Origin of the sequence: Nonomuraea sp. NPDC050790 (genome assembly GCF_044456745.1) — a bacterium.
Lineage (GTDB): Bacteria > Actinomycetota > Actinomycetes > Streptosporangiales > Streptosporangiaceae > Nonomuraea.
Genome location: NZ_JBITGF010000011.1, coordinates 21,200 through 43,160, shown reverse-complemented (window position 1 = coordinate 43,160; position 21,961 = coordinate 21,200). Strand labels below are relative to the sequence as shown.

The following is a 21,961-nucleotide window of genomic DNA, read 5'->3' as shown; positions in this document are numbered from 1 at the left end:
GAGACTATGTCCGGACTTCTTGTGATATTTCAGGGTCGGCAAAGCGCTCATTGGGCACCGTCGCGTACCACCCGGGCCGGCCCGGGTCCCGGTCGTACGGATAGCCGCCCAGCTCCCGGTACAGCTCGGCGTAGCGCGCGACCTTGTCCCTGTCCAGCCGCACCCCCAGCCCCGGCCCCGAGGGCACCGCGATGGCGCCGCCGGAGTACGGCAGCTTGCCGCCCTCGATCACGTCGTCGCGGAGCTGGTGGTAGTGGGCGTCGGCGGCGTACCCGAGGTTGGGCAGGACGGCGCCCAGGTGGAGCATGGTCGCGAGCTGGATGCCCAGCTCGCCCGAGGAGTGCACCGCCACGCCGAGCTGGAACGTCTCGCACACGCCCGCCGCCTTCACGCACGGCCGGATGCCGCCCCAGAAGGTCGTGTCCAGCAGGACCACGTCCGCGCTGCGCCGCATGACGTTGGAGGCGAGCTGCTCGAAGTTGACCACGACGGTGTTGGTGGCCAGCGGCACCCGTACCTGCTCGCGGACCTGGTGCAGGCCCTCCAGGCCGAAGACCGGATCCTCCAGGTAGTCGTTGTTGAGGTCCTCGATGGCCCGGCCGAAGCGCAGGCCCTCCGACATCGACAGCACGGCGTTCGGGTCGTAGCGCAGCCGGTCCTCGGGGAAGGCGGCGGCCAGCGCCCGGTAGCACTCCAGCTCGTAGTCGGGCGGGAAGACGCCGCCCTTGAGCTTGTGGACGGTGAAGCCGTGGTCCCGCTTGAGCGCGCGGGCCTGCTCGACGAGCTGGTCCGGGGTCCTGATCTCCGTGTGGCCCTCGGCCGCGTACCGGAAGAACAGGTAGGACGCGAAGGCCACCTCGTCGCGCACGCGCCCGCCGAGCAGGTCGTGCACCGGCACCCCGAGGTGCTGCCCCATGAGGTCGAGGCAGGCGAACTCGATGGCCGCGAGCAACTGCGTGCGGTTGTTGTAGAGCGAGGCGGTCGGGTTGGCGATCTTGAAGCGGAGCGCTTCGAGCTGGAACGGGTCGTGGCCGGTCAGGTAGGGCAGCAGCGCGGTGAACGCGGCCTGCGCGCTCTCGCCCCCGCCGCCCATCTCGCCCAACCCGACGAGCCCGTTGTCCGCCTCGACCTCCACGATCGTGCGGACGAACCGGCCCCAGTGCGCGCCGTTGCTGTGCCGCAGCGGCGCCTCCAGCGGGACGGCGACCGTCGTCGCCCGGATGTCAACGATCTTCACAGGTCCCCCAAACGGCGGCCACCCCGCAGGCGGGCAGCGTTACCTTGACCGACTCACCGTCCACCGCCGCGGGCTCCAGGTCGGTGCGCAGCCCGGAGCTGACCCGCGCGGCGCGCAGGCCCGGCAGCGTCACCCGCGCCTCCACCGGCCGCGGCGACAGCGACTGCAGGCGCACCACCAGGCCGTCCTCCGCGCGGCCCAGCGAGGTGACCAGCACGTCGGGATGGTCGACGCGGACGTACTCGTGCACGTCGGCGGCCCCGCCGTCCGCGCCGCTCGTCAGCACGCCGATGAACGGCTCGGTCATCCCGGCCGCGGCCCGCGCGCCCAACCGCCTGGCCTCGACCCCGGCGGCGGAGGTGACGGCGTAGCGGAACGTGGTCTCGCCCTGCTGCTGCGCGGGGAAGTTGGTGTCCCAGATGTTGTTGAGCGCCCAGGAGTAGACGGTGCCCGCCTCCTCCTCCAGCGTCGGCGGGAACGGCGCGTACGGCATGTGGATGGTGCCGAGCTGGACCAGCGGCGCCTCCATCGTGGCCCAGGCGATGGTCAGCTCGGGGTCCTCGTAGGCGATCCAGTGGCGGATCGGCAACATGTACTCCGCCGAGCCCGGCACCCGGGGCACGCCCGGGCCGCCGACGCCACCCGTCAGCTCCCAGGCCGTCGGCGCGCCCGCGGCGAACGGGAAGGCCAGGAAGACCGCCTCCTTCGCCGGAGTGCCCTGCTTGGCGAGCTGGTAGGTGAGGTCGAGCCGCGGCACGCCCTTGTGCAGCTCGATCGTGGTACGCAGCCAGTCGACGCCCTTGCCCTGCAGCTCCACGACCAGCTTCTCGCTGACCGCGGTGCGCTGCGACCTGACCACGGCGGCGTTCCTCGCGATCGCCCGGTCGCCGAGCAGGGTACGGTCGTGCGCGCCCACGTGTCCCGACATGTGGTTGAAATGCGGGGCGGTGGCGTAGCGGTCGTAGACGTACTGCCCGAATCCGGCGGCGGCGTCGGCGTTGACCAGCTCGCGACCGGCCACCTTGTCGAAGATCGAGCGGACGTAGCCCTCGCGCAGGTCGTAGGTGACCCGGTAGAACTCGTTCTCGATCACCGGCTCCTGGCCCATCTCGACCGGCTCGGGGGGCTGCGTCTCGGCGGGCACGACGTCCACGCGGGCGTAGCCGTACCCGGGGACGTCGGGGACCACGGCGTGCAGGTGGCGCCCGATCGGCCGCGTCGGCCAGTCCTCCGGCAGCACGACCTCCTCGTGGTGCGGCAGGATCTGCCCGGTCCTGGCGTCCTTCAGCGCGATCGGCGCCTCGATCGGCACCAGGTCGCGCGGCAGGAACGCCTTCACCACGTCGGTCCTGGCGTGCGTGCCCGGGTTGAACACCGCGAACGACGCCGCGCCGTCCCCGCCCAGCGCCGCGCCGAAGCGGCGGACGCCCGCGTGCAGCAGGTCGGCCGCGTCGTCCTGGGCGTCGTAGGCGCCCGCCGACTTCCTGGTCCACTGCAGCCCGCCCGAGTCGCCCGCCTCCTCGGCGTCCTCCCACGGGTTGGCCGCGCCCCAGGTGTGCTCGTTGAACAGCGCCACCTTGTCGTAGGCCAGCGAGATCTGCTCGGTCGCGTCCACCCCGGCCAGCGTGTGCAGGGTCTCGGCCGCCCTGAGCGAGGACTGCGCCCGCCGCACGTAGCCCAGCGGGCGGGCGCCCGAGCCGAGCCCGTCGGCCCACCAGTCGGTCCAGTCGCCCTCGTGCACGGCCAGCCGGTCGCCGTAACGCTCCTCGACGTGCTCGAAGAAGTCGCTGTTGACCGCCGAGCGCAGCCTCGGCCACGCCCACTGCTCGTTCCAGCGCCGCGCGATCGACGCGGGCACGATCGAGGGCCCCGCGTTGTCGGCGTGCGCCCCCTGCACCCGCAGATGCAGCACATCCAGCTCGTACGGCTCCCGCGGCGCGTCCGGCCCCTGCCACCCGAACGTCCCGGGCCCGTACGGATACCCGCGGCTGGCCAGCGCCGACAGGTAACGCGGCAGCAGGTCGTCGGCCAGCTCGTAGGAGTCGGTCAGCCCGACCGTGTTGCCCTCCATGTACGCCATGCCGTGCGGCGTGTCGGTGAACCACACCAGCACCCGCCGCCCCGACGGCGCCTGCCACCAGAACGGCCTGGTCAGCTTGTCGCCGCCGTGCAGATAGGGCACCGACCGCCCGGCCCAGTTGTGGGCCGCGGCCAGATACCGCACGCCGGCCGCGTTGAGCGCGTCCACGAGCCCGACCACGGCGCCGGGCACGTCGGTGTGCATCGCCGACTTGACCGGGAAGTCGAAGACCTGGCGGAGCTGCCGGTAGAGCTCCTCGGTCGAGCACGCCTCGGTGTGCAACTGGAACGGCAGCGCGGTGACCTCGATGATGCCCTCGCGAGCCGCCCGGTTGAAGCGTTCCACCTGCTCGGCCGGGCGGGCCGCCAGCCACCTGGCCGCCGGCATCGACGACTCGACCGTCCAGCGGAACTTCGCGTCGTCCGGCCAGGAGGCGGTCTCGTCGGCCAGCCGTACCGCCGCGTCGAGGTATTCCAGGTGGTGGCGCAGGACCGTGCCCTGCGGGTCGGTGTAGCCGATGTCCAGGTGGGAGTGGTGCACGACGAAGACGCTCCACTTGCGCTGCGGCGTCACCGTGACCTCGGCCGAGCCGATCACGCCCTCGGCGTCGCGCACCTCCAGCGTGAACGTCCTGGGCTCGCTCACCTCGGGGACCAGCAACGTGACGTCGGCGCCGGCCTGCTGGTCGACGTCCTTCAGCGACACGACCAGGTCGGAGCCGATCAGCCCGGTGCACGACACCCTCACCGCCTGGCGGCCGTCATGGGTGAACAACGGCAGTACGGCCAGCCGTACCTCCAGGCCGCGCACACTGATCACCGGGGTCGAGGTGTCGTGCCGCAGCGCCTGCCTGATCCCGTCGTAGTCCGGGGAACCGAGGCTCCTCTGCAGCAACCGGCTCGTCATCACACACTCCCTAGAGAAAGGCCCCTGGCGAAGAGGCGCTGGGTGGCCAGGAACAACGCGACCGTCGGCAGCGAGACCATCAGGCCGGCGGCCAGGCCGACGGGGACGGGCGTGCCCGCGTAGACGTCGGTGATCAGGCCGTTGAGCGCGACCATGACCGGCCGCACGCCCTCGGACTGGGTGAGCACCAGGCCGAAGATCAGGTCGTTCCAGATGAAGGTGAACTCGAGGATGAAGACCGCCGCCAGCGCGCTCATCGACAGCGGCAGGTAGATCCGGAAGAAGATGCGGAAGGTCGAGGCGCCGTCCATCCTGGCGGCCTCGAAGATGGAGAAGGCCACGCCCGAGTAGAAGTTGCGCAGCACGAACGCGGCCAGCGGCACGTTGATCGCGGTGTAGAGGAGCAGCATGCCGAGGCGGTCGTCGTAGAGCCCGGCCTCGCTGTAGCCGATGAACAGCGGCACCAGCAGCATCTGCGACGGGAAGATCGTGCCGCCGAAGATCAGCATGAACCACAGGAAGCCGAAGCGGAGCCTCAGCACCACGATCGTGTATCCGGCCATCGCGCCGATCAGCACGCCGAGCAGGGGCGAGACCACGCTGTACAGCGCGGTGCTGGCCAGGCTCTGGCCGAGGTCGGCCCGTTCCAGCGCGGTCGCGACGTTGTCGAACAGCGCGAAGTCCACCGACGGGATCCACGCCCCGGCCGGGTCGTAGGCGTCGGCGGGACGGGAGGCGTTGACCAGCAGCAGGTAGGTGGGACCGAGCCAGATCAGCCCGAGCACCACCAGAACAACGCGCCGAATCATCGCACCTGCCTCCTCAGATAGAGCCAGGAGGCCAGCCCGGCCACCACCGTCAGGAGCACCGCGACCGCGGAGCCGTAGCCGTACTTGGTGGCGACGAACGTCTCGCGGTACATCATCACCGCCAGCGTCTCGGAGTTGCGCCCAGGCCCGCCCTGCGTCATCGCCCAGACGATGTCGAACGTCTTCAGCCCCGCCACCAGCGCCAGCCCCACCACGACCGCGGTCAGCGGGCGCATCAGCGGCCAGATCACGTGCCGGAACAACGACCACCCCGACGCCCCGTCGAGCCTGGCCGCCTCGATCGGCGCCTTCGGGATCGACTGCAGTCCGACGACGAACAGCAGCGTGTTCACGCCGAGCTGCTGCCACGTCCACACCAGCAGCATCGCGATCGTGTTGTGCGGCGCCTCCTGCATGTACGCGGTGTCGGTGCCGAGCAGCAGGTTCGCGATGCCGTCGTGGGACAGGATCGGGCTCCAGACCATGCCGAGCCCGGCGCCGCTCAGCGCGTACGGCAGCATGAACGGCACCCGGAACCAGGCCCCGCCCTTGATGTCGTAGGACAGCACCGCCACCAGCAGGCCCAGCCCGACCGGGAGCACCATCGTGCCGACCACCCAGATCAGCGTGTTCCTGGTCGAGGTGAGCAGCGCCGGGTCGTCGAAGAGCCTGGTGAAGTTGCGCAGCCCGACGAACTCCGGGTCGGCCAGGCCGTCGTAGGCGGTGAAGCTCAGGTAGGCCGTCCACAGGAACGGCGCGTACAGCAGCCCGGCGACCAGAAGGACCGCCGGTGCCACGTACCCGCCCCTGAACCGCCCGAGCATGGGGGCGCTTCTCACTGGTGCGTGCTCCAGTACTCGTCGGCGGCCTTCTGAATCGTCTCCAGCACCTCCTTGGTGGTGCTGGTGTCGGAGACGAACTTGCCGAAGCCGTCGAGCGCGGCCGACAGGATCGGCGGCGGTGTCGCCTCGAAGTAGCGGTTGACCAGGCGGTACTTGCCGCTGCCCGCGTCCTTCGTGATCGCGTTGAGCGCCTCGTCCTTGACCGTGACCTTGGGGTTGGCGCTGACGTCGCCCCTGCTGGTGGCCCACTTCTCCTGGGCCTGCGCGCTCGTCCACCACTTCAGGTACTTCAGCGAGGACTCGGGGTCGGCGGCCTTGTCCAGCGCGCACAGCGGGCCGCTCTCGAAGATCACCGAGGTCTTGGGCAGGGACGCGTTGACGTTCGGGATGACGAAGAAGCCGTAGTCCTTGCCCGGCGCCATGCTGCGCGTGGTCATGCTCGTGTTGAAGAACGTGCCGAAGGAGACCATGGCGGTCTTGCCGGTCTTCAGCAGGTCCGCCGGGTCGGTCTTGTCACCGGCGTTCACGAAGTATCCGGCGTCGATGAGTTCCTTCCACTTGTCCATCACCGCGACCACGCCCGGGTCGGTGTACTTGGCCTTGCCGGTGGACAGCCGGTCGTACAGGTCGGGGTCCATGCCGGCCATGAGCTGCTCGAACCAGACGAAGGAGAACAACACGCTGGTGTGGTAGAAGGGCGTGACCCCGGCCTTCTTCAGCGTGTCCGCGGCCTTGATCAGCTCCTCCCAGGTGGTCGGCGGCTTGACGCCGTGCTTGTCGAAGACCGCCGTGTTGTAGAACATGCCCCAGTAGGCGACGTTGAGCGGGACGCAGTACTGCTTGCCGCCGACCGTGTAGTAGGGGGCCAGGTCCTGCGGCAGGTCACCCGCCTTGATGGCCTCCTGCCAGACGGCGGTGGTGTCGGCGACCTGCTTCTGCTTGACGATCTCTTCGAGCATCCCCCCGGTCTGCCAGGTGAACAGGTCGGGCTTCACGTCGGTGCGGAACGAGGCCTTGATGAACGCCTGGTACTGCGCCGAGTCGGTGTAACCCACCGGCTTCATCGACAGGCTGATCTGCTGCTTGGACAGGGCGCCCATTTCCTCGAAATACTTGCTCCACGCGCCCTTGTCGTTGTAGAGCGACAGCTCGCTCTTCTTCTGCGGTGCTGCGGCGTCGTTGCCACCGCAGGCCGCCAGCGTCAACGTGGCGGCCAATCCGAGCGCGGCCAGAGTGCGCATGCCGGACTCCTTACTCCATGGGGGGATGGTGCAGCCTCAGCTCGACGACGCTCTTCACGTCCGCGAGATGGGCCTTCATCAGCCGCTCAGCGGCCTCGGGGTCACCTGACTCGATCGCTTCGAGGATCGCCAGGTGTTCGTCGTAGTCACGCCGCCGGTCGTCGAAGATCTGCAGGATCTCCCGTTGCTCGTTGGCGTGGACGGTCAGCAACGAGTCGACGATCTCGTGCAGGACGCCGTTGCCGGCCAGCCGGGCGGTGGCCCGGTGGAAGGTCATGTTGGCGTCGTGCAGCTCGGCGTCCTCGCCGCGCAGGTGCAGCGCCGCCTCGTCGAGCATCGTGCGCAGGGCGGCGATGCCTTCCGCGGTGGCGTGCTGCGCGGCCATCGCCGCCAGCGGCGGCTCGATGACGATGCGGGCGCCGAGCAGCTCCAGGAGCTGGGCGCCGCGCATCTCGCGCATGTTGGGGTTGGGCAGGACGATGCGTTCGATCGCGGAACCGACGTATATGCCGGAGCCGTGGCGCATCTCGATCGCGCCGGTGGCTTCGAGCCTGCGCAGCGCCTCGCGGAGCGTCGGGGTGGTGACGGCGAAGCGCTGGGACAGTTCCCTGGTCGAGGGCAGCCGGTCACCCGGGCGATGACCTCCGGTGCGGATGAGCTCCAGCATGCGCTCGGTGAGCGCGTCGGAGAGCGTGGGACGGGTGACTTCGGCCGACATATCAAGTCATCTAATCACCTTATGTGCACTGCGTCTACGAGTGCTTTGGGAGTATTTTGCAGGCCATGAAGAGGTTCCTGGCGTGGACGGTCGGCGTGCTCCTGATCCTCGCCACCGCCGGTGTGGGCGCGGCCGGCTGGTACTACTCCGGCATGGTCATCGACCCCTCCCACGGCCAGAGCTCCTACCCGCTGGAGGTCACCGCGGCCGCCGGCGGTCAGGTCACGCTCAGGGGCGGCACCGACGCCGCCGCGCCCGGCACCTACGGGCTGACGTGGAAGGACGGCAACGCCACGCTGGGCAAGGTGCTCTCCACCGGTCCCGGGACGGTGACGCGCGAGGTCCTCAAGGTACGGCGGGGCCGGCTGGAGACCGGGGTGCGCGCCTACCTCGACCGGTGGATGTGGGGGCACGAGGATCCCCGGTCGGCGCTCGGCCTGCCGTACAAGAAGGTGAAGGTCCCCTCGCCGCTGGGCGACTTCCCGGCCTGGCAGACCGAGGGCAGGTCCAAGACGTGGGTGATCGCGGTGCACGGGCGCAACGCGAACGCCGGCGAGGCGCTGCGGATCACCCCCGCCTTCCACCGGCTGGGGATGCCGGTGCTGGGGATCTCCTATCGCAACGACCCCGGGGCGCCGGCGGGGCCCGACGGGAAGTTCCACCTGGGCGCTTCGGAGTGGGAGGACGTGGCGGCGGCCATCACGTATGCCCGCTCGCAGGGGGCCGGCGGGGTGGTGCTCTACGGGTACTCGATGGGCGGCGCGATCGTCGGGATGGCGGCCCGCAAGCTCACCAAGGAGCCGATCAGGGGAATCGTGCTGGACAGCCCCGTCATGGACTGGAACGGGCCCATCGAGGCGGGGGCGCGGGAGCAGGGGGTGCCGTTGTGGCTGGCGTCGGTGGGCAAGTTCGTGATCGAACGGCGGACCGGGATCTCGCTGGCCGAGCTGGATCATGTGGCGCACGCGCAGGAGTTCACCGTGCCGGTACTGCTGTTCGTGGACGACACCGACACCGGGGTACCGCCTGGGCCGGCCTTGGAGTTTGCCCGGATACGGCCGGATCTGGTGAACGTTGTCCGTACGAAGGGCGGCGGCCACGTCGGCTCCTGGAACGTGGACCCGGAAGCCTACGAGAAGACAGTCACCGACTTCACCACAAAACTCCCCACAACCTCACCCTGAGCACCCTCGCTCCTTGAGCCCTCACGGCCCTTGAGGCCGCATGGCCCTTGAGCCCCTATGCCCTTTGGGGCCCATCAACCTTTGGGCCCTATCGCCCTTGAGCCGCCGTCGTCCTTGGGCCCTTTCGCCCTTGAGGCCCCATCGCCCTCGGACCTTATGGCCCCGAGGCCCCGTCGCCCTTGGGCTTCGCTCCCTGAGCGCTACGGCTTTTTCTTGAGGAGGATCATCAGCTGGTCGATCTGGGCCTTGCGGGACTTGCTGATCTGGTCGGCCCACTGCTTGACGTCCGGATTTATGCCGTTAAAGGTCTCGATTCCGGCCATCTGGACGGCGTCGTCCTGGTGGGCGATGAGCAGGTTCAGGAAGTCGCGCTCGAAGTTCTTGGACTTGGCCAGCCTGTCGATCTTCTCGCGGCTGGTCTCCGGCATCCCGCCGTGAGCCGCGTGGGCGCTCGTCGGCGCGACCGTCGGCTGGTCCCAGGACTGTAACCAGCCCATCATCTTCTTGACCTCGTCGCCCTGCGTCGACTCGATCGCCGCCGCCAGCACCTTGAGCTGGTCCGCGACCGGTCTGTCGCGTACCTGCTTGACGATCTCGATGCCCTGTTGATGATGCGGGATCATCATCTGAAGGAACATGACGTCCTCGGAGTTGACGGGATCGTCCTCCGGCGCGGCACACGCGGCCGCGAGCAGCAGCAGCCCCAGGGCTAATACTCGTTTCATCTCAGCCCCGAGATTGACACGTTACGGCTCTTGAGTCGAGACCCGAAGTTCGACCTTAAGTGTGCTTAATTCTCCCTTAAGATCAACCGATGAGTACGCTGCACGGCACGCTCGTCCGCCTGGAGCCCCTGTCCCTCGCCCACGCCCCGGACCTGGCGAAGGCCGCGGAGGAGGACCGCTCGGCCTACGCGTTCACGATGGTCCCGCGGGCCGGCGAGGTCGAGGCGTACATCTCCGCCCAGCTCACCCGCCCCGGCCTGACCCCCTTCGCCCAGGTACGCACCCTGGACGGCGCGGCAGTGGGCTGCACCGGTTTCTGGAATCCCCGCCCCTGGCCCGGCCGTACCGACCTCGCCGCCATCGAGATCGGCTTCACCTGGCTCGCCGCCTCCGCCCAGGGAACCGGCATCAACACCGAGGCCAAGCTGCTGATGTTCGCCCATGCCTTCGAGGAGATGGGCGTGGCCCGGGTGGACCTCAAAACCGACGCCCGCAACACCCGCTCCCGCCGCGCCTTGGAACGGCTGGGCGCGACGTTCGAGGGCGTGCTACGCAGTTGGTCCGCCTCCTGGGCCCCCGGCGAGGACGGCATGTTGCGCGACTCCGCGGTGTACTCGGTGATCGCCTCCGAATGGCCCGCCGTACGCGAGAATCTGACCGCGAGGCGGTCCGAGCAGGAATGAAGAAGCATCCCGCACCCGCTCCCCCTAGCGTCGAGAACATGAACCTCGGACTCAAGTACCTCCACATCACCGTCAACGACCTGGACGAGTCGCTCGCCTTCTACCGCGACGCGCTCGGCCTGGAGGTCCGCAACGACGTCGGCTCCGACGTGGCCCGCTGGGTCACCCTCGGCGGCGGCACGCAGCCGGACCTCGAGTTCGTCCTGTCGCAGCCGCACGCCGGACGCTCCCAGGAGGACGGCGACGCCCTGCGGGAGCTCCTGGTCAAGGGCATCCTGCCCATGATCGTCTTCAGCACCGACGACCTCGACGCCACCTTCGAGAAGGTACGCGCGTTCGGCGCCGAGGTCCTCCAGGAACCCATCGACCAGCCCTGGGGCCCCCGCGACTCCGCCTTCCGCGACCCCTCAGGCAACACGGTACGCATTCAGCAGGCGTAACAAGCCCAGACCGCGAATACCCAAAACTCGACATCCAGGCTCTAGAACTCTGCCGCTGGAGCCTGGATTTCTTTTCTCGCGCCGCCTCATCCCCCAGCAGCACCGACTCCCATTTCGACGAACGTTTAAATACGATACTCCCACCGGTTGGACTGCCGGCGCTTTCATCGAGCCTGCTCAACCAGATGAGACGCAAGGTAGAAGCCCGATCACGCCAAGCTGAGCAACCACCTCATGCCGCCCCATCGGTGCTGTGCGCCGTCAGGCCAAACATCGGTAACGGACGCGAGTTCCGGCACCGAGGGAAGCGTCTCAGGCCGTTGAGGCGGTTCTTCTTCTGACCCGAGGGACGCCCGCGTGACACCTAATGCGGCCACAAACAAAAGTAGCACCGCCACGCCCCGCTCTCTCACGTGACTTCGCTCCACGCACCCGTTGGATCACTGGCGCCCTCCGCCCAGTTCAATCGGAAACCAGGCTCAGCTTCTCGAAAGCGTCACCTTCGCGCCCCACGAGAATGCGCCGCTGTGAAGCACGATCGCTTCGAGCGGAGTGCCCTTCGGCACATCGAACACGACAAGTCCATTGATGGTGGCACCGGGCGGGATCCGTTCGAACATCCGCCCACCCTCACCAAGGGGAACGGCGTCATATTCCGACCCGCCCGCCAGCAACTTCTGACGGCCGACCTCGAACGTCTGCGCGCTCGACTCGACGTTCTGCACCAACACGGTGACAAAGACGAACTCCCCTCGGGGAGTCCACTCAGCCGACCCGGTCTCGCCAGGCCCTTTGCGCTCGACCTCTTGCACGATGATGCGGAAATCGCCAACCGTGACCATCTCGCTCATACGCGCTTGCTGAGCTACGGGCCCGAAATCTTCCACGACGACCACGGCACCGAGAACGCCGAGAACGCCAACGGCAGCGCCGAGACAAAAGATGAACAATTCCCGGAGGCGCTTCCTCGGCTGGGCCTGCGGGGGCACATACGGGTTCTGACCTAAACCAGGGTACGTAGACATCTGCCCGTAACCCTCAGACATCAAAGTCTCCTAATCCGCTGCTGGCGTGCGCGCCTCGTCATGAACAACGAGCTTGCCACTCCGCCCCCAACAGCCACAAGCTTGACAATTCCGACCCGAGGGATACCAGGCAGGAGCTACACACATAAGCGCCCTACGTAGCCCTGAATCGTTTTCCGGGAGGGCGGGCCTTCATGGCGTTTCAACCTGCCGTGCTGATCAGAAGCGGCCGGTGGCCATCCAACGCGAAGAGGCCCACTCCCGGTAGCCACTGCTCCCAGAACTCGGACGTCTCGCCAACGCCAAAGGCCACCCCTCGACCCGAGGGATGGCCTTTGATCTGCGGAGCCGCCTTCGGGATTCGAACCCGAGACCCCTTCATTACGAGTGAAGTGCTCTGGCCGACTGAGCTAAGGCGGCGCTGCCGTATGGCGTGATGAAGTCTACAGGAGGCGGGGCACTTCTCGCTCCCGTCGATCAACAGCGGGTGCGGTCGGCCGGCGCGGCAAGGGTGATGAGGTAGTCGTCCACATGGGTGTCTATGCAGGTGGAGCCGCTGCCGTAGGCGGTGTGGCCGTCGCCTTCGTAGGTCAGGAGGGTGCCGGATTCGAGTTGGTCGGCTAGGGATTGCGACCAGTGGTACGGGGTTGCGGGGTCGCGGCGGGTGCCTACCACCAGGATGGGGGCGGCGCCGGGGGCTTTCGGGGACGTTACGGGGGTTCCTACCGCTCGGGGCCAGAAGGTGCAGGGGAGGATGCTCCACATGACGTAGGAGCCGAAGACGGGGGCGGCTTTTGCGGCTGTGGTGGCGGCTTGGGCCAATGCCTGGGAGCTTGGCGGGGTTGGGGTGTCGGCGCAGGTTATGGCCAGGCTGGATTCGGTCTGGTTGGAGTAGGTGCCGTCGTCGGAGCGGCCTACCAACTGGTCGGCAGAGGAGAGGAGCAGGGTGCCGTCGCCCTTCTGGGCTTCGGCCAAGGATTCGGACAGGGCCGGCCAGGTGTTGCGGTCGTACAGCGGGGTCAGGGCGCCCAGCGTTGCCAGGGCTTCCGTAACCGGGCGGCCTGGGGCGCTGACCAGGGGAGACTTGTCTGTTTGGCGGAGCAGGTCTGACATCTCGGTTAAGGCGGCTTCTGGGGTCTTCGACGTCAGGGGGCAGGTTGCTGTGCCCTGACAGTCCTTCGCGTAGGCGCGGAAGGCGGTTTCGAAGCCTTTGGCCTGGTCCAGGTTGAGGCGTTCGCGGGTGATCGCCGGATCTACGGCGCCGTCCAGGACCAGTGCGCGGACCCTGCCCGGGAACAGGTGGGCGTATGTGGCGCCTAGGAGGGTTCCGTAGGACTTGCCGAGGTAGGTGAGCTTTTCGTCGCCCAGGGCGGCTCGGAGGAGGTCCATGTCGCGGGCGGCGTTGGCGGTGCTGACGTGCGGGAGGAGATTCGGGGAGCGGGCCTGGCACGCCTCGGCGAAGTTCTTCGAGGCCTGTTCCAGGGCGGTTTGCTCGGCTGGAGTGTCCGGTGTGCTGTCCAGGGCGATGAATGTGGAGAGCTGGTCGTCGGTCAGGCATTTGATGGGGGTTGATGCGCCTACCCCTCTGGGGTCGAAGCCGACGATGTCGAAGCGGGCGCGGAGGTCCTGGCTGAGCATGGCGGGGGCGGCGCGGGCGTAGTCGATGCCGGAGCCGCCGGGGCCGCCCGGGTTGATCAGCAGGGAGCCGATGCGGTCGCCGGTGGCGGGCAGGCGGATGACGCTGATCTGGATGTGTTCGCCGGATGGTTGGGCGTGGTCCAGCGGGACGCTGAGGCGGGCGCACTCGAAGTCGTCACCGCAGTCGGACCAGGTGAGGGGCGCGGGCTCGGGGGGTTCGGCGGTCGTACAGCCGGAGGTCAGCAGCAACAGGGCGGCTATGAGGGCTCGGCACCACACTGTCGCCATGGTACGCGGCGCCGGTGGCGAGCATGAGGTGGTTGACGGGGCTGGCCCGCGAGGTCACGGAGGCGCTGTGCCGTAGCGGGCCAGGAAGAGGTCGACGCCCGAGGTGATGATCCCCTGGAGGTCGACCTCCGCGTCGCCGTCGAAGGTGCGGATCAGTTGGGGTACTCCGATGGTGGACGCCACGAGTTGCCGCACGGCCAGGGCCGGGTCGGGCACGCTGATCCGTCCCCGCTCATGCAAGATCTCGAACGCCTCCACCAGCGGCACATTGTTCATCTTGTCGCTGATGCCGTACCACGCCCGCCCAAGCTGCGGGAAGCGGTCGATCTCGCCGATCACCAGCCGCCGCAGCGCCATGATGTCGGGACGCAGGAGGATTTCCGCCCATTCGGTCATCAGGCCGATGAGCGCCGCCCGCAGGTCGTCCGCCTGGGCGATCTTCGACTTGCACGGCTCCAGATGCGCGTACGTCTGCGGCAGGATCCCCCCGATCACCGCCAGGAAGAGCCGCTCCTTGTTGCCGAAGTGCTTGTAGATCGTGGGTTTGGAGACCCCGGCTCGGGAGGCGATGGCGTCCACCGATGCGGCGGTATATCCCTCTTTGAGAAACTCGGCCTTGGCCGCTTCGATGATTGCTTCGCGCTTGCGCTGCGAGACGTTGACCGCATCGGGGATGATCGGGAGGCCGAATTCGTCAACGTTCATGGGCGTAAACTACACCGTTTGGTGTCTTGTCCCTGACCAGCGGGACGACCTCGCTCGCGAAGCGCACGACCTGATCGATCGACTGCCGCTCCGGCCAGAAGATGAACGTGGTGAAGGGCTGTTCGATCGCGAGCTTCGCCAGGAAATCGGCCCACTGGTCCGGCGTGCCGCGTACCGGGTCGGAGCCTTGCTGGGGTAGTTCGCCTGGGGTTGTGGTGATGGTGCCGACGATCTGGGCCATGCGCATGACGGCGGCCGGGTCGCGGCCTTCCGCACGGGCCGCCTGGTCGATGAGGGCGTTCGCCTCGGGCCAGGTCTCGTAGGGCAGGTAGGACGGGATCGGCGCGGCCCATCCGTCGGCCGCCCGGCCGGTGAACCGCAGCGCGCGCGGGCCCTGGGCGCCGACCCAGATGTTGATCGGGTGCGCGGGTGGCGGGCCGGCGTGGACGCCGTCGACCGTGTGGTGCTCGCCGCGCAGCCGTACCGTGGGCTGGTCCGGACTCCACAGCGCGCGCATGATCTCCATCGCCTCGCCGAGCGCGTCCAGCGCCGCCGCGGGCTTCAGCTCGGGCACGCCCATGCTGGCGATCGCCCGCCAGTAGCCGCCCGCGCCGATGCCCAGCTCGAACCGCCCGCCTGACGCCAGATCCAGCGTCGCCGCGGTGTTCGCGAGTACGGCTGGCGGACGCAACGGCAGGCTTGCGACATCGGGGAAGAACCGGATCCGCTCCGTGTGCTCCAGCAGGGTGCCGATCAGGGCAAAGGCGTCAACCTGGGAGGGGGCATACGGATGGTCCTGCACTCCTACCAGGTCAAGACCGGATTCCTCGGCAGCCGTGACCAGCTCACGATGTGCCGCTATGTCGGGTGTGGGGACAAGCGAAAAGCCGAACTCCATGATGACAACCTCCGATTTAGGGCCTCCCTCCGAAACTAAACCGTTCAGTATTGAGTGTCAACTACACCGTTCAGTGTGGTCTGGTCCATGAAGGCGACCACGCGGGTGATCGCGTCGCCGGAGAGGGTGAGCACGTGGAGGGCGTGCGGGCCGTCCGCGGTGTGCAGGGCGAACGCGGGCTGCGTGTTGACCTCGGTGCTGATCACCTTGGTGGCGCCCGGAGAAGTCAGGCGGGTGGCGAGGAAGCGGACGATGTTCTCCCTGCCGACGAACCACGTGGGATACGGCGGCATCTCCCAGACCGCGTCTTCCGCCAGGATGCTCGTAAGTCCTGAAATATCCGCCTTCTCAAACGCCGCGGCGTACCTGTCCAGGAGCTCCCGCTGGCGTGCGTCCAACGGCGGCGGCGGTGTGCTGTCGACCTGCTTGAGCTGGGCGCGGGCGTGCTGGAGCAGGCTGTTGACCGCGGTCGCGGTGGTGCCGAGCAGGTCCGCCACCTCGGCGGCCCGCCATTCCAGGACATCGCGCAGGATCAGCACCGCCCGGCGGCGCGGCGGCAGGTGCTGCAGCGCGGCGATCAGCGCCAGCCGCAGCCCGGCCCGGTTCTCGATCAGCAGGGCCGGGTCCGACCGCTCGGCCGGTTCGGTACGGAACGGCTGCAACCACGCGATGTCATGAACCCCGGGCGCCAGCGGACCCTCCGGATCGCCGCTGGGCGCGGACAACCCGGAGGGCAACGGCCGGCGAGCCGCCTTCTCCAGAGAACGCAGACAGGTCCGGGTGGCGATCTTGTACAGCCACGTCCGCATGGACGCGCGCCCCTCGAACCCGTCATAAGACCGCCAGGCCCGCAGGTACGTCTCCTGAACCGCGTCCTCCGCCTCATGGAAAGAACCGAGCATGCGGTAGCACAGGGCCAGGAGTTCGCCCCGGTAAGGGGTACTTTTCAGGACGAACTCATCGGTGGGCTCACTCATCGCTCACACGGCGCGGTAGGAACCGACCAGCGTCGCGCTGCTCACGGTCGGCGGCGCCACCACCCGATCGCCGATCCCCCGCTGGAACTCGGCGAACGCCGGCGAACCGGACAGTGGTGAGTCCTCGTTCTCGGTGATCGCCACGTGTACGAAGCTGACGCCGTCCTCCAGGCGGAGCGTCAGGTAGCGCAGGCCGCCCGGATCGTCGGCGTTGAGCTCGGCGAAGACCTTCTCGACCAGTTGCTGGTTGAGGTCGGCCGCCTCCGGGCGGGTCTGGTAGCGGACCATCACGATCCTGCTCATCTGGGTCTCCTCAATGGCGTGTCGGCAACTCCCTCACTGATACAGACACGCCGTCGGCAGGAAACTCATCACGGCTACGGGCCGGGGGTGCCCTCGGGGTTGGCGCCCTCCGGGCCGTACAGCTTGTCGTGCTGCTGGCGAGGCGAGCACACCGACGCCGACGGGCACGCGCATCGGCGGCCCCCGTCGTCCAGCCGGACCAGGACCGTGTCCGAGGGAACGTTGTGCCCCGTCACCGTCCCGTCGCCCTGGGGCGTGGTCACGCGGCTGCCCGCTTTCGGCATCCGGTAGCGCGTCTCGACGTACAGCGGATGCTCGTACTTGAGGCAGCACATCAGGCGCCCGCACGCCCCCGCGATGCGCAGCGGGTTGACGGGCAGGTCCTGGTCCTTGGCCATGCGGACCGACACCGGTTCAAAGTCCTTGAGGAAGGTCGCACAGCACAGGTCACGGCCGCACGGGCCGATGCCGCCCTGGAGGCGGGCCTCGTCGCGGGGACCGATCTGGCGGAGTTCGACCCGGGCACGCAGGTTGCGGGCCAGGTCGCGGACCAGCGCCCGGAAGTCGACCCGGTGCGGCGCGGAGAAGTAGACGGTGTAGACGTTGTCCCTGTCGAGGTAGTCGACGCCGACGACCTTCATCGGCAGGCTGTGGCGTTTGATCAGGCGCTTGGAGACGCTGCGGGCCTCGGCCCGGCGACGCTTGTTGCTCTCGTCCCTGGCCAGGTGCTCGTCACCGGCGACGCCTTCGCACACGGGCAGCCCGTCGATGTCCTCACTCGAGTACTGCGGCGCCCACACGCACTCCGCGACCTCGGGACCGGAGTCGGTGGGCACCAGCACCTTGTCGCCCACCTTGGGACTGTGCCCGCCGGGGTCGAGGTAGTAAAGCCTCCCGTAGCGGGTGAAGCTCACGGCCATGATCATTCCCATGGGCTAGAGCTCGCCTCCTGACGGCGTCGGGGGTGCCTGCCATTGCCACACTACGTGTGCGGACCGCCCGAACGTGAGAGTCACTAGCACTAGTTTCCCGGCCCACGGCTACGCTCCTCCGGCCGGTTGGGGGACGAGCCTGGCATCCACCACCTGCGCGACGCCGGGCATGACCTTGACCTTGGCGATCAGCGACCGGTAATCCGCTCCTGCTCTCATCTTCACCCGGAACGACTCGGGCATGTCCCGCACCTGGACGACCTTCTTGACGTGCTCGGGCAGGTCGGGGTCGGACTTGAAATTCTCGTAGGCCTCTCTCTGGCTCTCGAAGGTGATCGTCTGCACCATGGGTGCCTCCCCCAGAGCTTGTTGTACGGCTGCGCGCTGCTCGTCCGTGATGGCCTCGCCCCGGCAGGTCGGCGACGTGGACTGGGCGTGACAGAGGAAGACCGACAGGTCGGCCCGGTCGCGGTTGGGAGGCAACACCGCGGCGGCGGTGCTCTGATGCCCGCCGGGCGCCACGATGACGACCCCCGCCACCAGCCCGGCCACCGCCACGACCGAGGACACGGCCACCCAGCGACGTCCCACCCGGCCGATCAGCAGGCGCATACTCGCCCAGCTCACCCCGATCCACCGCAGGTCCACCCGGTGCCGTCGCGCCGTCGGCACCGTGCGCAGCGGACGCAGCGTCTCCGGGTCGATGACCGCCCCCGCCTCGGACAGGGCCTGCCGCAGGCGTTCTTCCACAGGGCTGTTCATGATCTCTCCCCCAACTGCTTGGCGAGGGCGGCGAGCCCTCTGGCGATCGTGGATCGAGCGGTGCCGGCGCTGATCCCCATGGTCTCGGCGATCTCCGGATCGGAGAGGTCGAGGTAGTAGCGCAGCGTCAGCGCCTCGCGCTGTCTGCGGGGCAGGCGCTGGAGCGCGAGCAGCACCTCACGGCGCTCCTCGCCGACCAGCGCGGCGCTCTCCGCCGACCAGACCGGCGGATCGTACGGCAGGGCCCGCCGGAACACCGTCGCCCTGCGCCGCAGCACCGACCGGCAGCCGTTGAGCACCGCCGAACGCACGTAGGCCAGCGCCTTGTCGGGATCACGCAGCCTGGCGCGGCCGGCATGGGTACGCGCGAACGCGTCCTGGACCACGTCTTCGGCGCTGGCCTGATCGCCGAGCATGAGCAGGGCCAGCCGGACGAGGCCCAGTTGGTGCTCGGCGAAGATGGCCGCGACGTCGACGTGTTGCCGGGTCGGGGGGCCTCCGTGGGTGAGCAGTTCGACTTCCACATCACAGAGACGCCTGCGAAGCCGTTCTGCTGCTTCCGTCACCGCAATATCTTCCCGCCTCCGGGATCTCCTCGCCTCGGAGATCTCCCTGTTCCAGGGGTTCACGTCTCGGAGTCAGCCCCTCTGAGGTCGCCTCGTCTCAGAGATCTCCGCGTCGCTGGTCATGGGGGCGCACGTCGCGGCGCTGTACGGGAGCGCCCGACGGCCGTTTCCCTGGAGGTGCCCTCAGGTGGGTGCGGCGGGTGGGGGTGGGGCGGCTTGCCGTAACGGAGCATTTCCTTCACTGAGACGAGGAGAGCTCGTGAGGTGAGAGGAGCTCGTGAGGAGAGGTGCTGGCGTGAGGAGACGTCCTGACGGGTCCTGAGGCGAGGGAGATGTTCTGAGGCGGGGGGCTCGTTAGGGTTGCAGGAGGTTGGCTAGGCGGTCGGTTTCGGCTGCCAGGCGTTCGCGGACCTCGGTCATGGCGGCGATGCGCGCGTCGAGGGCACCGAGGCGTTCGGAGTAGGTCCTGATCAGGGCCACGCAGTCCTTGGGCGGATCGGGTTCTCCCGTGCCCAGGCAGTGGACGAACTGCAGTACATCATCAGAATTCAGCCCGGCATGCAGCAGGCGGGCGATGTCGCGCACCAGGAGCACGGTGTCGGCGTCGTACATCCGGTAGCCGTTGTGGTCGCGCTCCGCGTTGATCAGGCCCTGCTCCTCGTAGTACCGCAGGGCGCGCGTGGACACCCCCGCGCAGCGCGCCACCTCGCCGATCCGCATCAACTGGCCGCTCTCCTTCGCCGGTCGGATCTGAAAGCCACCCAGAACAACACGAGTGACACCAGCACACATCCCGCCGCGGTGAGTGGGACCGCCAGCACGCCGTACGCCTCCAGCACCAGCCCGCCCAACCCTCCGGCCAGCGAGAAACCGAGGAACATGGCGCTGTTGTTCAGCGCGAGCAGCTCGCCGGCCGCGGCGGGGCCGGCGCCGCGTTCGAGCAGCCATGCCTGGGTCGCGGGGGCGATTCCCCAGGTCGCCAGGCCGTACAAGATCAGGAGCAGCGCGATGACGAGGATGGGGTACGGGCCTCCGGCGACGCCCAGGACGAACATGAGCACGGGGGCGGCGAGCACCCCGACCAGGAGGATCATCAGCGCGCGGAGGGCGCCGAGCCGGTCCACCAACCGGCCGCCGGCGAGCGCGCCGACGATCCCGGCCAGGCCCACCGCGATGATCAGCGGGGCTACGGCGGAGCCGCGCAGGTCGCCGAGGGTGCGGACGATCTCGGTGACGTAGACGTACGACATCATGCCTCCGGCTCCGCTGGGGATCATCGCCAGGAGCGCCGTCGACGCGACCGGGTTGCGCAACGGCGCCAGGCGGTCCTTCAGCGCGGACCTTGCCTCGCCGGGCAACGGTGGCAACGTCAGGAGCAGGCCGAGTCCCGCCACGACGGCCACGATGGCGACGTAGATCATCGTGGCCCGCCAGCCCAGCTCGCCGCCGATCCACGTGCCCAGCGGGACGCCTGCCACCAGGCTGGTGGTCAGTCCGGCCCCCACGATCGCGAGGAACCGTCCCTTACGGCCTGGCGGGGCGGACGTGGCCGCGATCGCGAAGGCGGCGGGCGAGGCTGTCGCGGCGGCCAGCCCTGAGAGGATGCGCGCCACCAGCAGCGGACCGTACGCGGGAGCCAGCGCGGCCCCCACGTTGGCCAGGACGAACACGGCGACCGCGCCGATCATCACCGGCCGCCGGGGCAGTCTGGCCGTGAGGAACGCGGCTATCGGCGCTCCCAGGGCGTATGTCAGTGCGAAGGCTGTTACGAGCTGTCCGCTCATCGCGACCGAGACGTTCAGGTCGTGGGAGATGGCCGGGAGGATGCCCGCGATGATCAGGTCGTCGGTGCCGAACGAAAAGGCGAGGAGAAAGAGGCTCAACAGCCACATCGACAGCGGGGGGCTTGTGCCGAGTGGAGCTGGGCGGGTGCCGTACGTCGTCATGCGGCGACGGTAGGAGCTTGACGCCAGCGTCAAGGTCAAGCCCCACTGCCTCAGATCTGCGTCCTACCGGGAGGGCGGAAACCCTGCGCGGCGACGCCACGTGGAAGATGTCGGCCTGCGGGATGTCAGTCCTCGGATGGTCAGCCCTCAGGCGGTCAGCCCTCGGGGTGTCGGGCTCGTTCGGGGGGGCGAAGTCAGCGTGGTGTGAGGACGCAGAAAGCGTTGCCCTCGGGATCGGCCAGAACCGTCCACGGCACGTCACCCTGGCCCAGGTCGACGTCGGTGGCGCCGAGGGCCCTCAGCCGGTCCACCTCCGCCGCCTTGTCGTCGTCGGGGTACGGCCGGAGGTCCAGGTGGATGCGCTGGCCCTCGCTTTCCGCGCCAGGAGTGCGGAGAAACTCCAGGTACGGCCCGACGCCCTTGGCGGACCGCAGTACCGCGTGGTCGTCGGTCACCTCGTGCAGGGTCCAGTCCACAGCCTGGTCCCAGAACCGCGCCATGGCCCGCGGATCCACACAGTCCACGATCACCGCGGCCATCGGCCCGGTGTCCCGGTAGACCGGACGAGGCTCGAGCACGCAGAACTCGTTGCCCTCCGGATCGGCCAGAACCGTCCACGGGACATCGCCCTGGCCCACGTCGGCACGCGTCGCCCCAAGATCCAGGAGCCGCTCGACCAGTTCCGCCTGATGAGCCGCGGAGGTGGTGGCGAGGTCGACGTGCAGCCGGTTCTTCACCGTCTTGGGTTCCGGTACGCGAACCACGTCCACGCAGACGGCGACGGGGTCCGGGTAGACGAAGTTCTCGGGTTCGAGGTTCGTCACCCCGGGCGCCTCGCTGTCCAGCCCCCACCCGAGCGCCTGCGCCCAGAACCGGCCGACCGCGGCGTCGTCCTGAGCCTTGATACTGATCTGCACCACTCGCGTCGCCATGCCGCCGATCCTACGACCAGCCGAAACCCGAACCGGCTCACGCCCTCCGTACGCCGTTACGGCGAGAGCCACGTCCGACGTGAGAAGCGATCCCCACGACACGCCCGCCCGGGTCGGCGGGTGG

22 protein-coding genes and 1 tRNA gene are annotated in these 21,961 nt (G+C 68.6%); 3 read left to right on the top strand and 20 right to left on the bottom strand.

All coding sequences use genetic code 11. The annotated features are described in order from the left end of the window. Positions 1 to 4: 4 nt before the first annotated feature. The 6 genes from ACIBEJ_RS42780 to ACIBEJ_RS42755 are packed head-to-tail and all read right to left on the bottom strand — an operon-like array spanning position 5 to position 7,833. Positions 5 to 1,237, bottom strand: coding sequence for an enolase C-terminal domain-like protein (locus ACIBEJ_RS42780; RefSeq protein WP_397188694.1), 1,233 nt, complete (start codon positions 1,235 to 1,237; stop codon positions 5 to 7). Continuing rightward, positions 1,224 to 4,223, bottom strand: a complete 3,000-nt coding sequence (locus ACIBEJ_RS42775) for a glycoside hydrolase family 38 C-terminal domain-containing protein (RefSeq protein WP_397188693.1) — start codon at positions 4,221 to 4,223, stop codon at positions 1,224 to 1,226. Before ACIBEJ_RS42775 ends, ACIBEJ_RS42780 begins: the two co-directional genes overlap by 14 nt. Next, the gene (locus ACIBEJ_RS42770) at positions 4,223 to 5,032 is read right to left on the bottom strand and encodes a carbohydrate ABC transporter permease (protein ID WP_397188692.1); all 810 of its coding nucleotides are present in this window, start codon (positions 5,030 to 5,032) and stop codon (positions 4,223 to 4,225) included. The genes ACIBEJ_RS42775 and ACIBEJ_RS42770 overlap by 1 nt, the downstream gene beginning before the upstream one ends. After that, positions 5,029 to 5,856 (bottom strand): carbohydrate ABC transporter permease, encoded by an 828-nt coding sequence (locus ACIBEJ_RS42765; RefSeq protein ID WP_397188691.1) that lies wholly within the window; start codon positions 5,854 to 5,856, stop codon positions 5,029 to 5,031. Before ACIBEJ_RS42765 ends, ACIBEJ_RS42770 begins: the two co-directional genes overlap by 4 nt. Positions 5,857 to 5,867: 11 nt before the next feature. Next, on the bottom strand, positions 5,868 to 7,115 hold the full coding sequence (locus ACIBEJ_RS42760) for an ABC transporter substrate-binding protein (protein ID WP_397188690.1): 1,248 nt from the start codon (positions 7,113 to 7,115) through the stop codon (positions 5,868 to 5,870). Positions 7,116 to 7,125: 10 nt separating this feature from the next. Next, entirely contained in the window at positions 7,126 to 7,833 is a 708-nt protein-coding gene (locus ACIBEJ_RS42755) for a FadR/GntR family transcriptional regulator (protein ID WP_397188689.1), read from the bottom strand. Positions 7,834 to 7,898: 65 nt separating this feature from the next. Here ACIBEJ_RS42755 and ACIBEJ_RS42750 point away from each other — a divergent pair, with 65 nt between their 5' ends. Continuing rightward, entirely contained in the window at positions 7,899 to 9,017 is a 1,119-nt protein-coding gene (locus tag ACIBEJ_RS42750; RefSeq protein WP_397188688.1) for an alpha/beta hydrolase, read from the top strand. Between the two features lie 200 nt (positions 9,018 to 9,217). On the opposite strand, the gene ACIBEJ_RS42745 is transcribed toward ACIBEJ_RS42750, so the two are convergent. Continuing rightward, the gene (locus ACIBEJ_RS42745; RefSeq protein ID WP_397188687.1) at positions 9,218 to 9,742 is read right to left on the bottom strand and encodes a DUF305 domain-containing protein; all 525 of its coding nucleotides are present in this window, start codon (positions 9,740 to 9,742) and stop codon (positions 9,218 to 9,220) included. 89 nt (positions 9,743 to 9,831) lie between these two features. Here ACIBEJ_RS42745 and ACIBEJ_RS42740 point away from each other — a divergent pair, with 89 nt between their 5' ends. Both ACIBEJ_RS42740 and ACIBEJ_RS42735 read left to right on the top strand, forming a co-directional pair. Next, positions 9,832 to 10,425 carry a GNAT family N-acetyltransferase gene (locus ACIBEJ_RS42740; RefSeq protein WP_397188686.1) on the top strand — a complete coding sequence of 198 codons (594 nt, stop codon included), beginning with the start codon at positions 9,832 to 9,834 and terminating at the stop codon, positions 10,423 to 10,425. A 38-nt stretch (positions 10,426 to 10,463) separates the two neighbouring features. Beyond that, entirely contained in the window at positions 10,464 to 10,865 is a 402-nt protein-coding gene (locus tag ACIBEJ_RS42735; protein WP_397188685.1) for a VOC family protein, read from the top strand. A 479-nt stretch (positions 10,866 to 11,344) separates the two neighbouring features. On the opposite strand, the gene ACIBEJ_RS42730 is transcribed toward ACIBEJ_RS42735, so the two are convergent. The 13 genes from ACIBEJ_RS42730 to ACIBEJ_RS42670 form a co-directional block, all read right to left on the bottom strand. Further along, positions 11,345 to 11,911 carry a DUF4352 domain-containing protein gene (locus ACIBEJ_RS42730; protein WP_397188684.1) on the bottom strand — a complete coding sequence of 189 codons (567 nt, stop codon included), beginning with the start codon at positions 11,909 to 11,911 and terminating at the stop codon, positions 11,345 to 11,347. 325 nt (positions 11,912 to 12,236) lie between these two features. Next, a tRNA-Thr gene (locus ACIBEJ_RS42725) sits at positions 12,237 to 12,310 on the bottom strand. A gap of 57 nt (positions 12,311 to 12,367) precedes the next feature. Continuing rightward, positions 12,368 to 13,816, bottom strand: coding sequence for an alpha/beta hydrolase (locus ACIBEJ_RS42720; RefSeq protein ID WP_397188683.1), 1,449 nt, complete (start codon positions 13,814 to 13,816; stop codon positions 12,368 to 12,370). Positions 13,817 to 13,870: 54 nt separating this feature from the next. Continuing rightward, positions 13,871 to 14,521 (bottom strand): TetR/AcrR family transcriptional regulator, encoded by a 651-nt coding sequence (locus ACIBEJ_RS42715; RefSeq protein WP_397188682.1) that lies wholly within the window; start codon positions 14,519 to 14,521, stop codon positions 13,871 to 13,873. Further along, positions 14,511 to 15,419: an LLM class flavin-dependent oxidoreductase gene (locus ACIBEJ_RS42710; RefSeq protein WP_397188681.1), complete on the bottom strand. Its 909-nt coding sequence runs from the start codon at positions 15,417 to 15,419 to the stop codon at positions 14,511 to 14,513. The genes ACIBEJ_RS42715 and ACIBEJ_RS42710 overlap by 11 nt, the downstream gene beginning before the upstream one ends. 44 nt (positions 15,420 to 15,463) lie before the next feature. Further along, positions 15,464 to 16,396 (bottom strand): sigma-70 family RNA polymerase sigma factor, encoded by a 933-nt coding sequence (locus ACIBEJ_RS42705; RefSeq protein WP_397188680.1) that lies wholly within the window; start codon positions 16,394 to 16,396, stop codon positions 15,464 to 15,466. Positions 16,397 to 16,399: 3 nt separating this feature from the next. Next, positions 16,400 to 16,699, bottom strand: a complete 300-nt coding sequence (locus ACIBEJ_RS42700) for a hypothetical protein (RefSeq protein WP_397188679.1) — start codon at positions 16,697 to 16,699, stop codon at positions 16,400 to 16,402. Between the two features lie 74 nt (positions 16,700 to 16,773). Then, the gene (locus ACIBEJ_RS42695) at positions 16,774 to 17,631 is read right to left on the bottom strand and encodes a stage 0 sporulation family protein (RefSeq protein ID WP_397188678.1); all 858 of its coding nucleotides are present in this window, start codon (positions 17,629 to 17,631) and stop codon (positions 16,774 to 16,776) included. Positions 17,632 to 17,739: 108 nt separating this feature from the next. Continuing rightward, entirely contained in the window at positions 17,740 to 18,393 is a 654-nt protein-coding gene (locus ACIBEJ_RS42690; protein WP_397188677.1) for a permease-like cell division protein FtsX, read from the bottom strand. Next, positions 18,390 to 18,917, bottom strand: coding sequence for a SigE family RNA polymerase sigma factor (locus ACIBEJ_RS42685; protein ID WP_397188676.1), 528 nt, complete (start codon positions 18,915 to 18,917; stop codon positions 18,390 to 18,392). Before ACIBEJ_RS42685 ends, ACIBEJ_RS42690 begins: the two co-directional genes overlap by 4 nt. Positions 18,918 to 19,313: 396 nt before the next feature. After that, positions 19,314 to 19,679, bottom strand: a complete 366-nt coding sequence (locus tag ACIBEJ_RS42680) for a MerR family transcriptional regulator (protein ID WP_397188675.1) — start codon at positions 19,677 to 19,679, stop codon at positions 19,314 to 19,316. Then, on the bottom strand, positions 19,679 to 20,842 hold the full coding sequence (locus tag ACIBEJ_RS42675) for an MFS transporter (RefSeq protein WP_397188674.1): 1,164 nt from the start codon (positions 20,840 to 20,842) through the stop codon (positions 19,679 to 19,681). Before ACIBEJ_RS42675 ends, ACIBEJ_RS42680 begins: the two co-directional genes overlap by 1 nt. A 257-nt stretch (positions 20,843 to 21,099) precedes the next feature. Beyond that, positions 21,100 to 21,837 (bottom strand): VOC family protein, encoded by a 738-nt coding sequence (locus ACIBEJ_RS42670; protein ID WP_397188673.1) that lies wholly within the window; start codon positions 21,835 to 21,837, stop codon positions 21,100 to 21,102. Positions 21,838 to 21,961: the final 124 nt, after the last annotated feature.

Excerpts from the sequence above, each read along its gene's own strand:
- ACIBEJ_RS42775 (WP_397188693.1), bottom strand. The coding sequence starts at position 4,223 with ATGACGAGCCGGTTGCTGCAGAGGAGCCTCGGTTCCCCGGACTACGAC.
- ACIBEJ_RS42770 (WP_397188692.1), bottom strand. The coding sequence starts at position 5,032 with ATGATTCGGCGCGTTGTTCTGGTGGTGCTCGGGCTGATCTGGCTCGGT.
- ACIBEJ_RS42765 (WP_397188691.1), bottom strand. The coding sequence starts at position 5,856 with ATGCTCGGGCGGTTCAGGGGCGGGTACGTGGCACCGGCGGTCCTTCTG.
- ACIBEJ_RS42760 (WP_397188690.1), bottom strand. The coding sequence starts at position 7,115 with ATGCGCACTCTGGCCGCGCTCGGATTGGCCGCCACGTTGACGCTGGCG.
- ACIBEJ_RS42755 (WP_397188689.1), bottom strand. The coding sequence starts at position 7,833 with ATGTCGGCCGAAGTCACCCGTCCCACGCTCTCCGACGCGCTCACCGAG.
- ACIBEJ_RS42750 (WP_397188688.1), top strand. The coding sequence starts at position 7,899 with ATGAAGAGGTTCCTGGCGTGGACGGTCGGCGTGCTCCTGATCCTCGCC.
- ACIBEJ_RS42745 (WP_397188687.1), bottom strand. The coding sequence starts at position 9,742 with ATGAAACGAGTATTAGCCCTGGGGCTGCTGCTGCTCGCGGCCGCGTGT.
- ACIBEJ_RS42740 (WP_397188686.1), top strand. The coding sequence starts at position 9,832 with ATGAGTACGCTGCACGGCACGCTCGTCCGCCTGGAGCCCCTGTCCCTC.
- ACIBEJ_RS42735 (WP_397188685.1), top strand. The coding sequence starts at position 10,464 with ATGAACCTCGGACTCAAGTACCTCCACATCACCGTCAACGACCTGGAC.
- ACIBEJ_RS42730 (WP_397188684.1), bottom strand. The coding sequence starts at position 11,911 with ATGTCTGAGGGTTACGGGCAGATGTCTACGTACCCTGGTTTAGGTCAG.
- ACIBEJ_RS42720 (WP_397188683.1), bottom strand. The coding sequence starts at position 13,816 with ATGGCGACAGTGTGGTGCCGAGCCCTCATAGCCGCCCTGTTGCTGCTG.
- ACIBEJ_RS42715 (WP_397188682.1), bottom strand. The coding sequence starts at position 14,521 with ATGAACGTTGACGAATTCGGCCTCCCGATCATCCCCGATGCGGTCAAC.
- ACIBEJ_RS42710 (WP_397188681.1), bottom strand. The coding sequence starts at position 15,419 with ATGGAGTTCGGCTTTTCGCTTGTCCCCACACCCGACATAGCGGCACAT.
- ACIBEJ_RS42705 (WP_397188680.1), bottom strand. The coding sequence starts at position 16,396 with ATGAGTGAGCCCACCGATGAGTTCGTCCTGAAAAGTACCCCTTACCGG.
- ACIBEJ_RS42700 (WP_397188679.1), bottom strand. The coding sequence starts at position 16,699 with ATGAGCAGGATCGTGATGGTCCGCTACCAGACCCGCCCGGAGGCGGCC.
- ACIBEJ_RS42695 (WP_397188678.1), bottom strand. The coding sequence starts at position 17,631 with ATGGGAATGATCATGGCCGTGAGCTTCACCCGCTACGGGAGGCTTTAC.
- ACIBEJ_RS42690 (WP_397188677.1), bottom strand. The coding sequence starts at position 18,393 with ATGAACAGCCCTGTGGAAGAACGCCTGCGGCAGGCCCTGTCCGAGGCG.
- ACIBEJ_RS42680 (WP_397188675.1), bottom strand. The coding sequence starts at position 19,679 with ATGCGGATCGGCGAGGTGGCGCGCTGCGCGGGGGTGTCCACGCGCGCC.
- ACIBEJ_RS42670 (WP_397188673.1), bottom strand. The coding sequence starts at position 21,837 with ATGGCGACGCGAGTGGTGCAGATCAGTATCAAGGCTCAGGACGACGCC.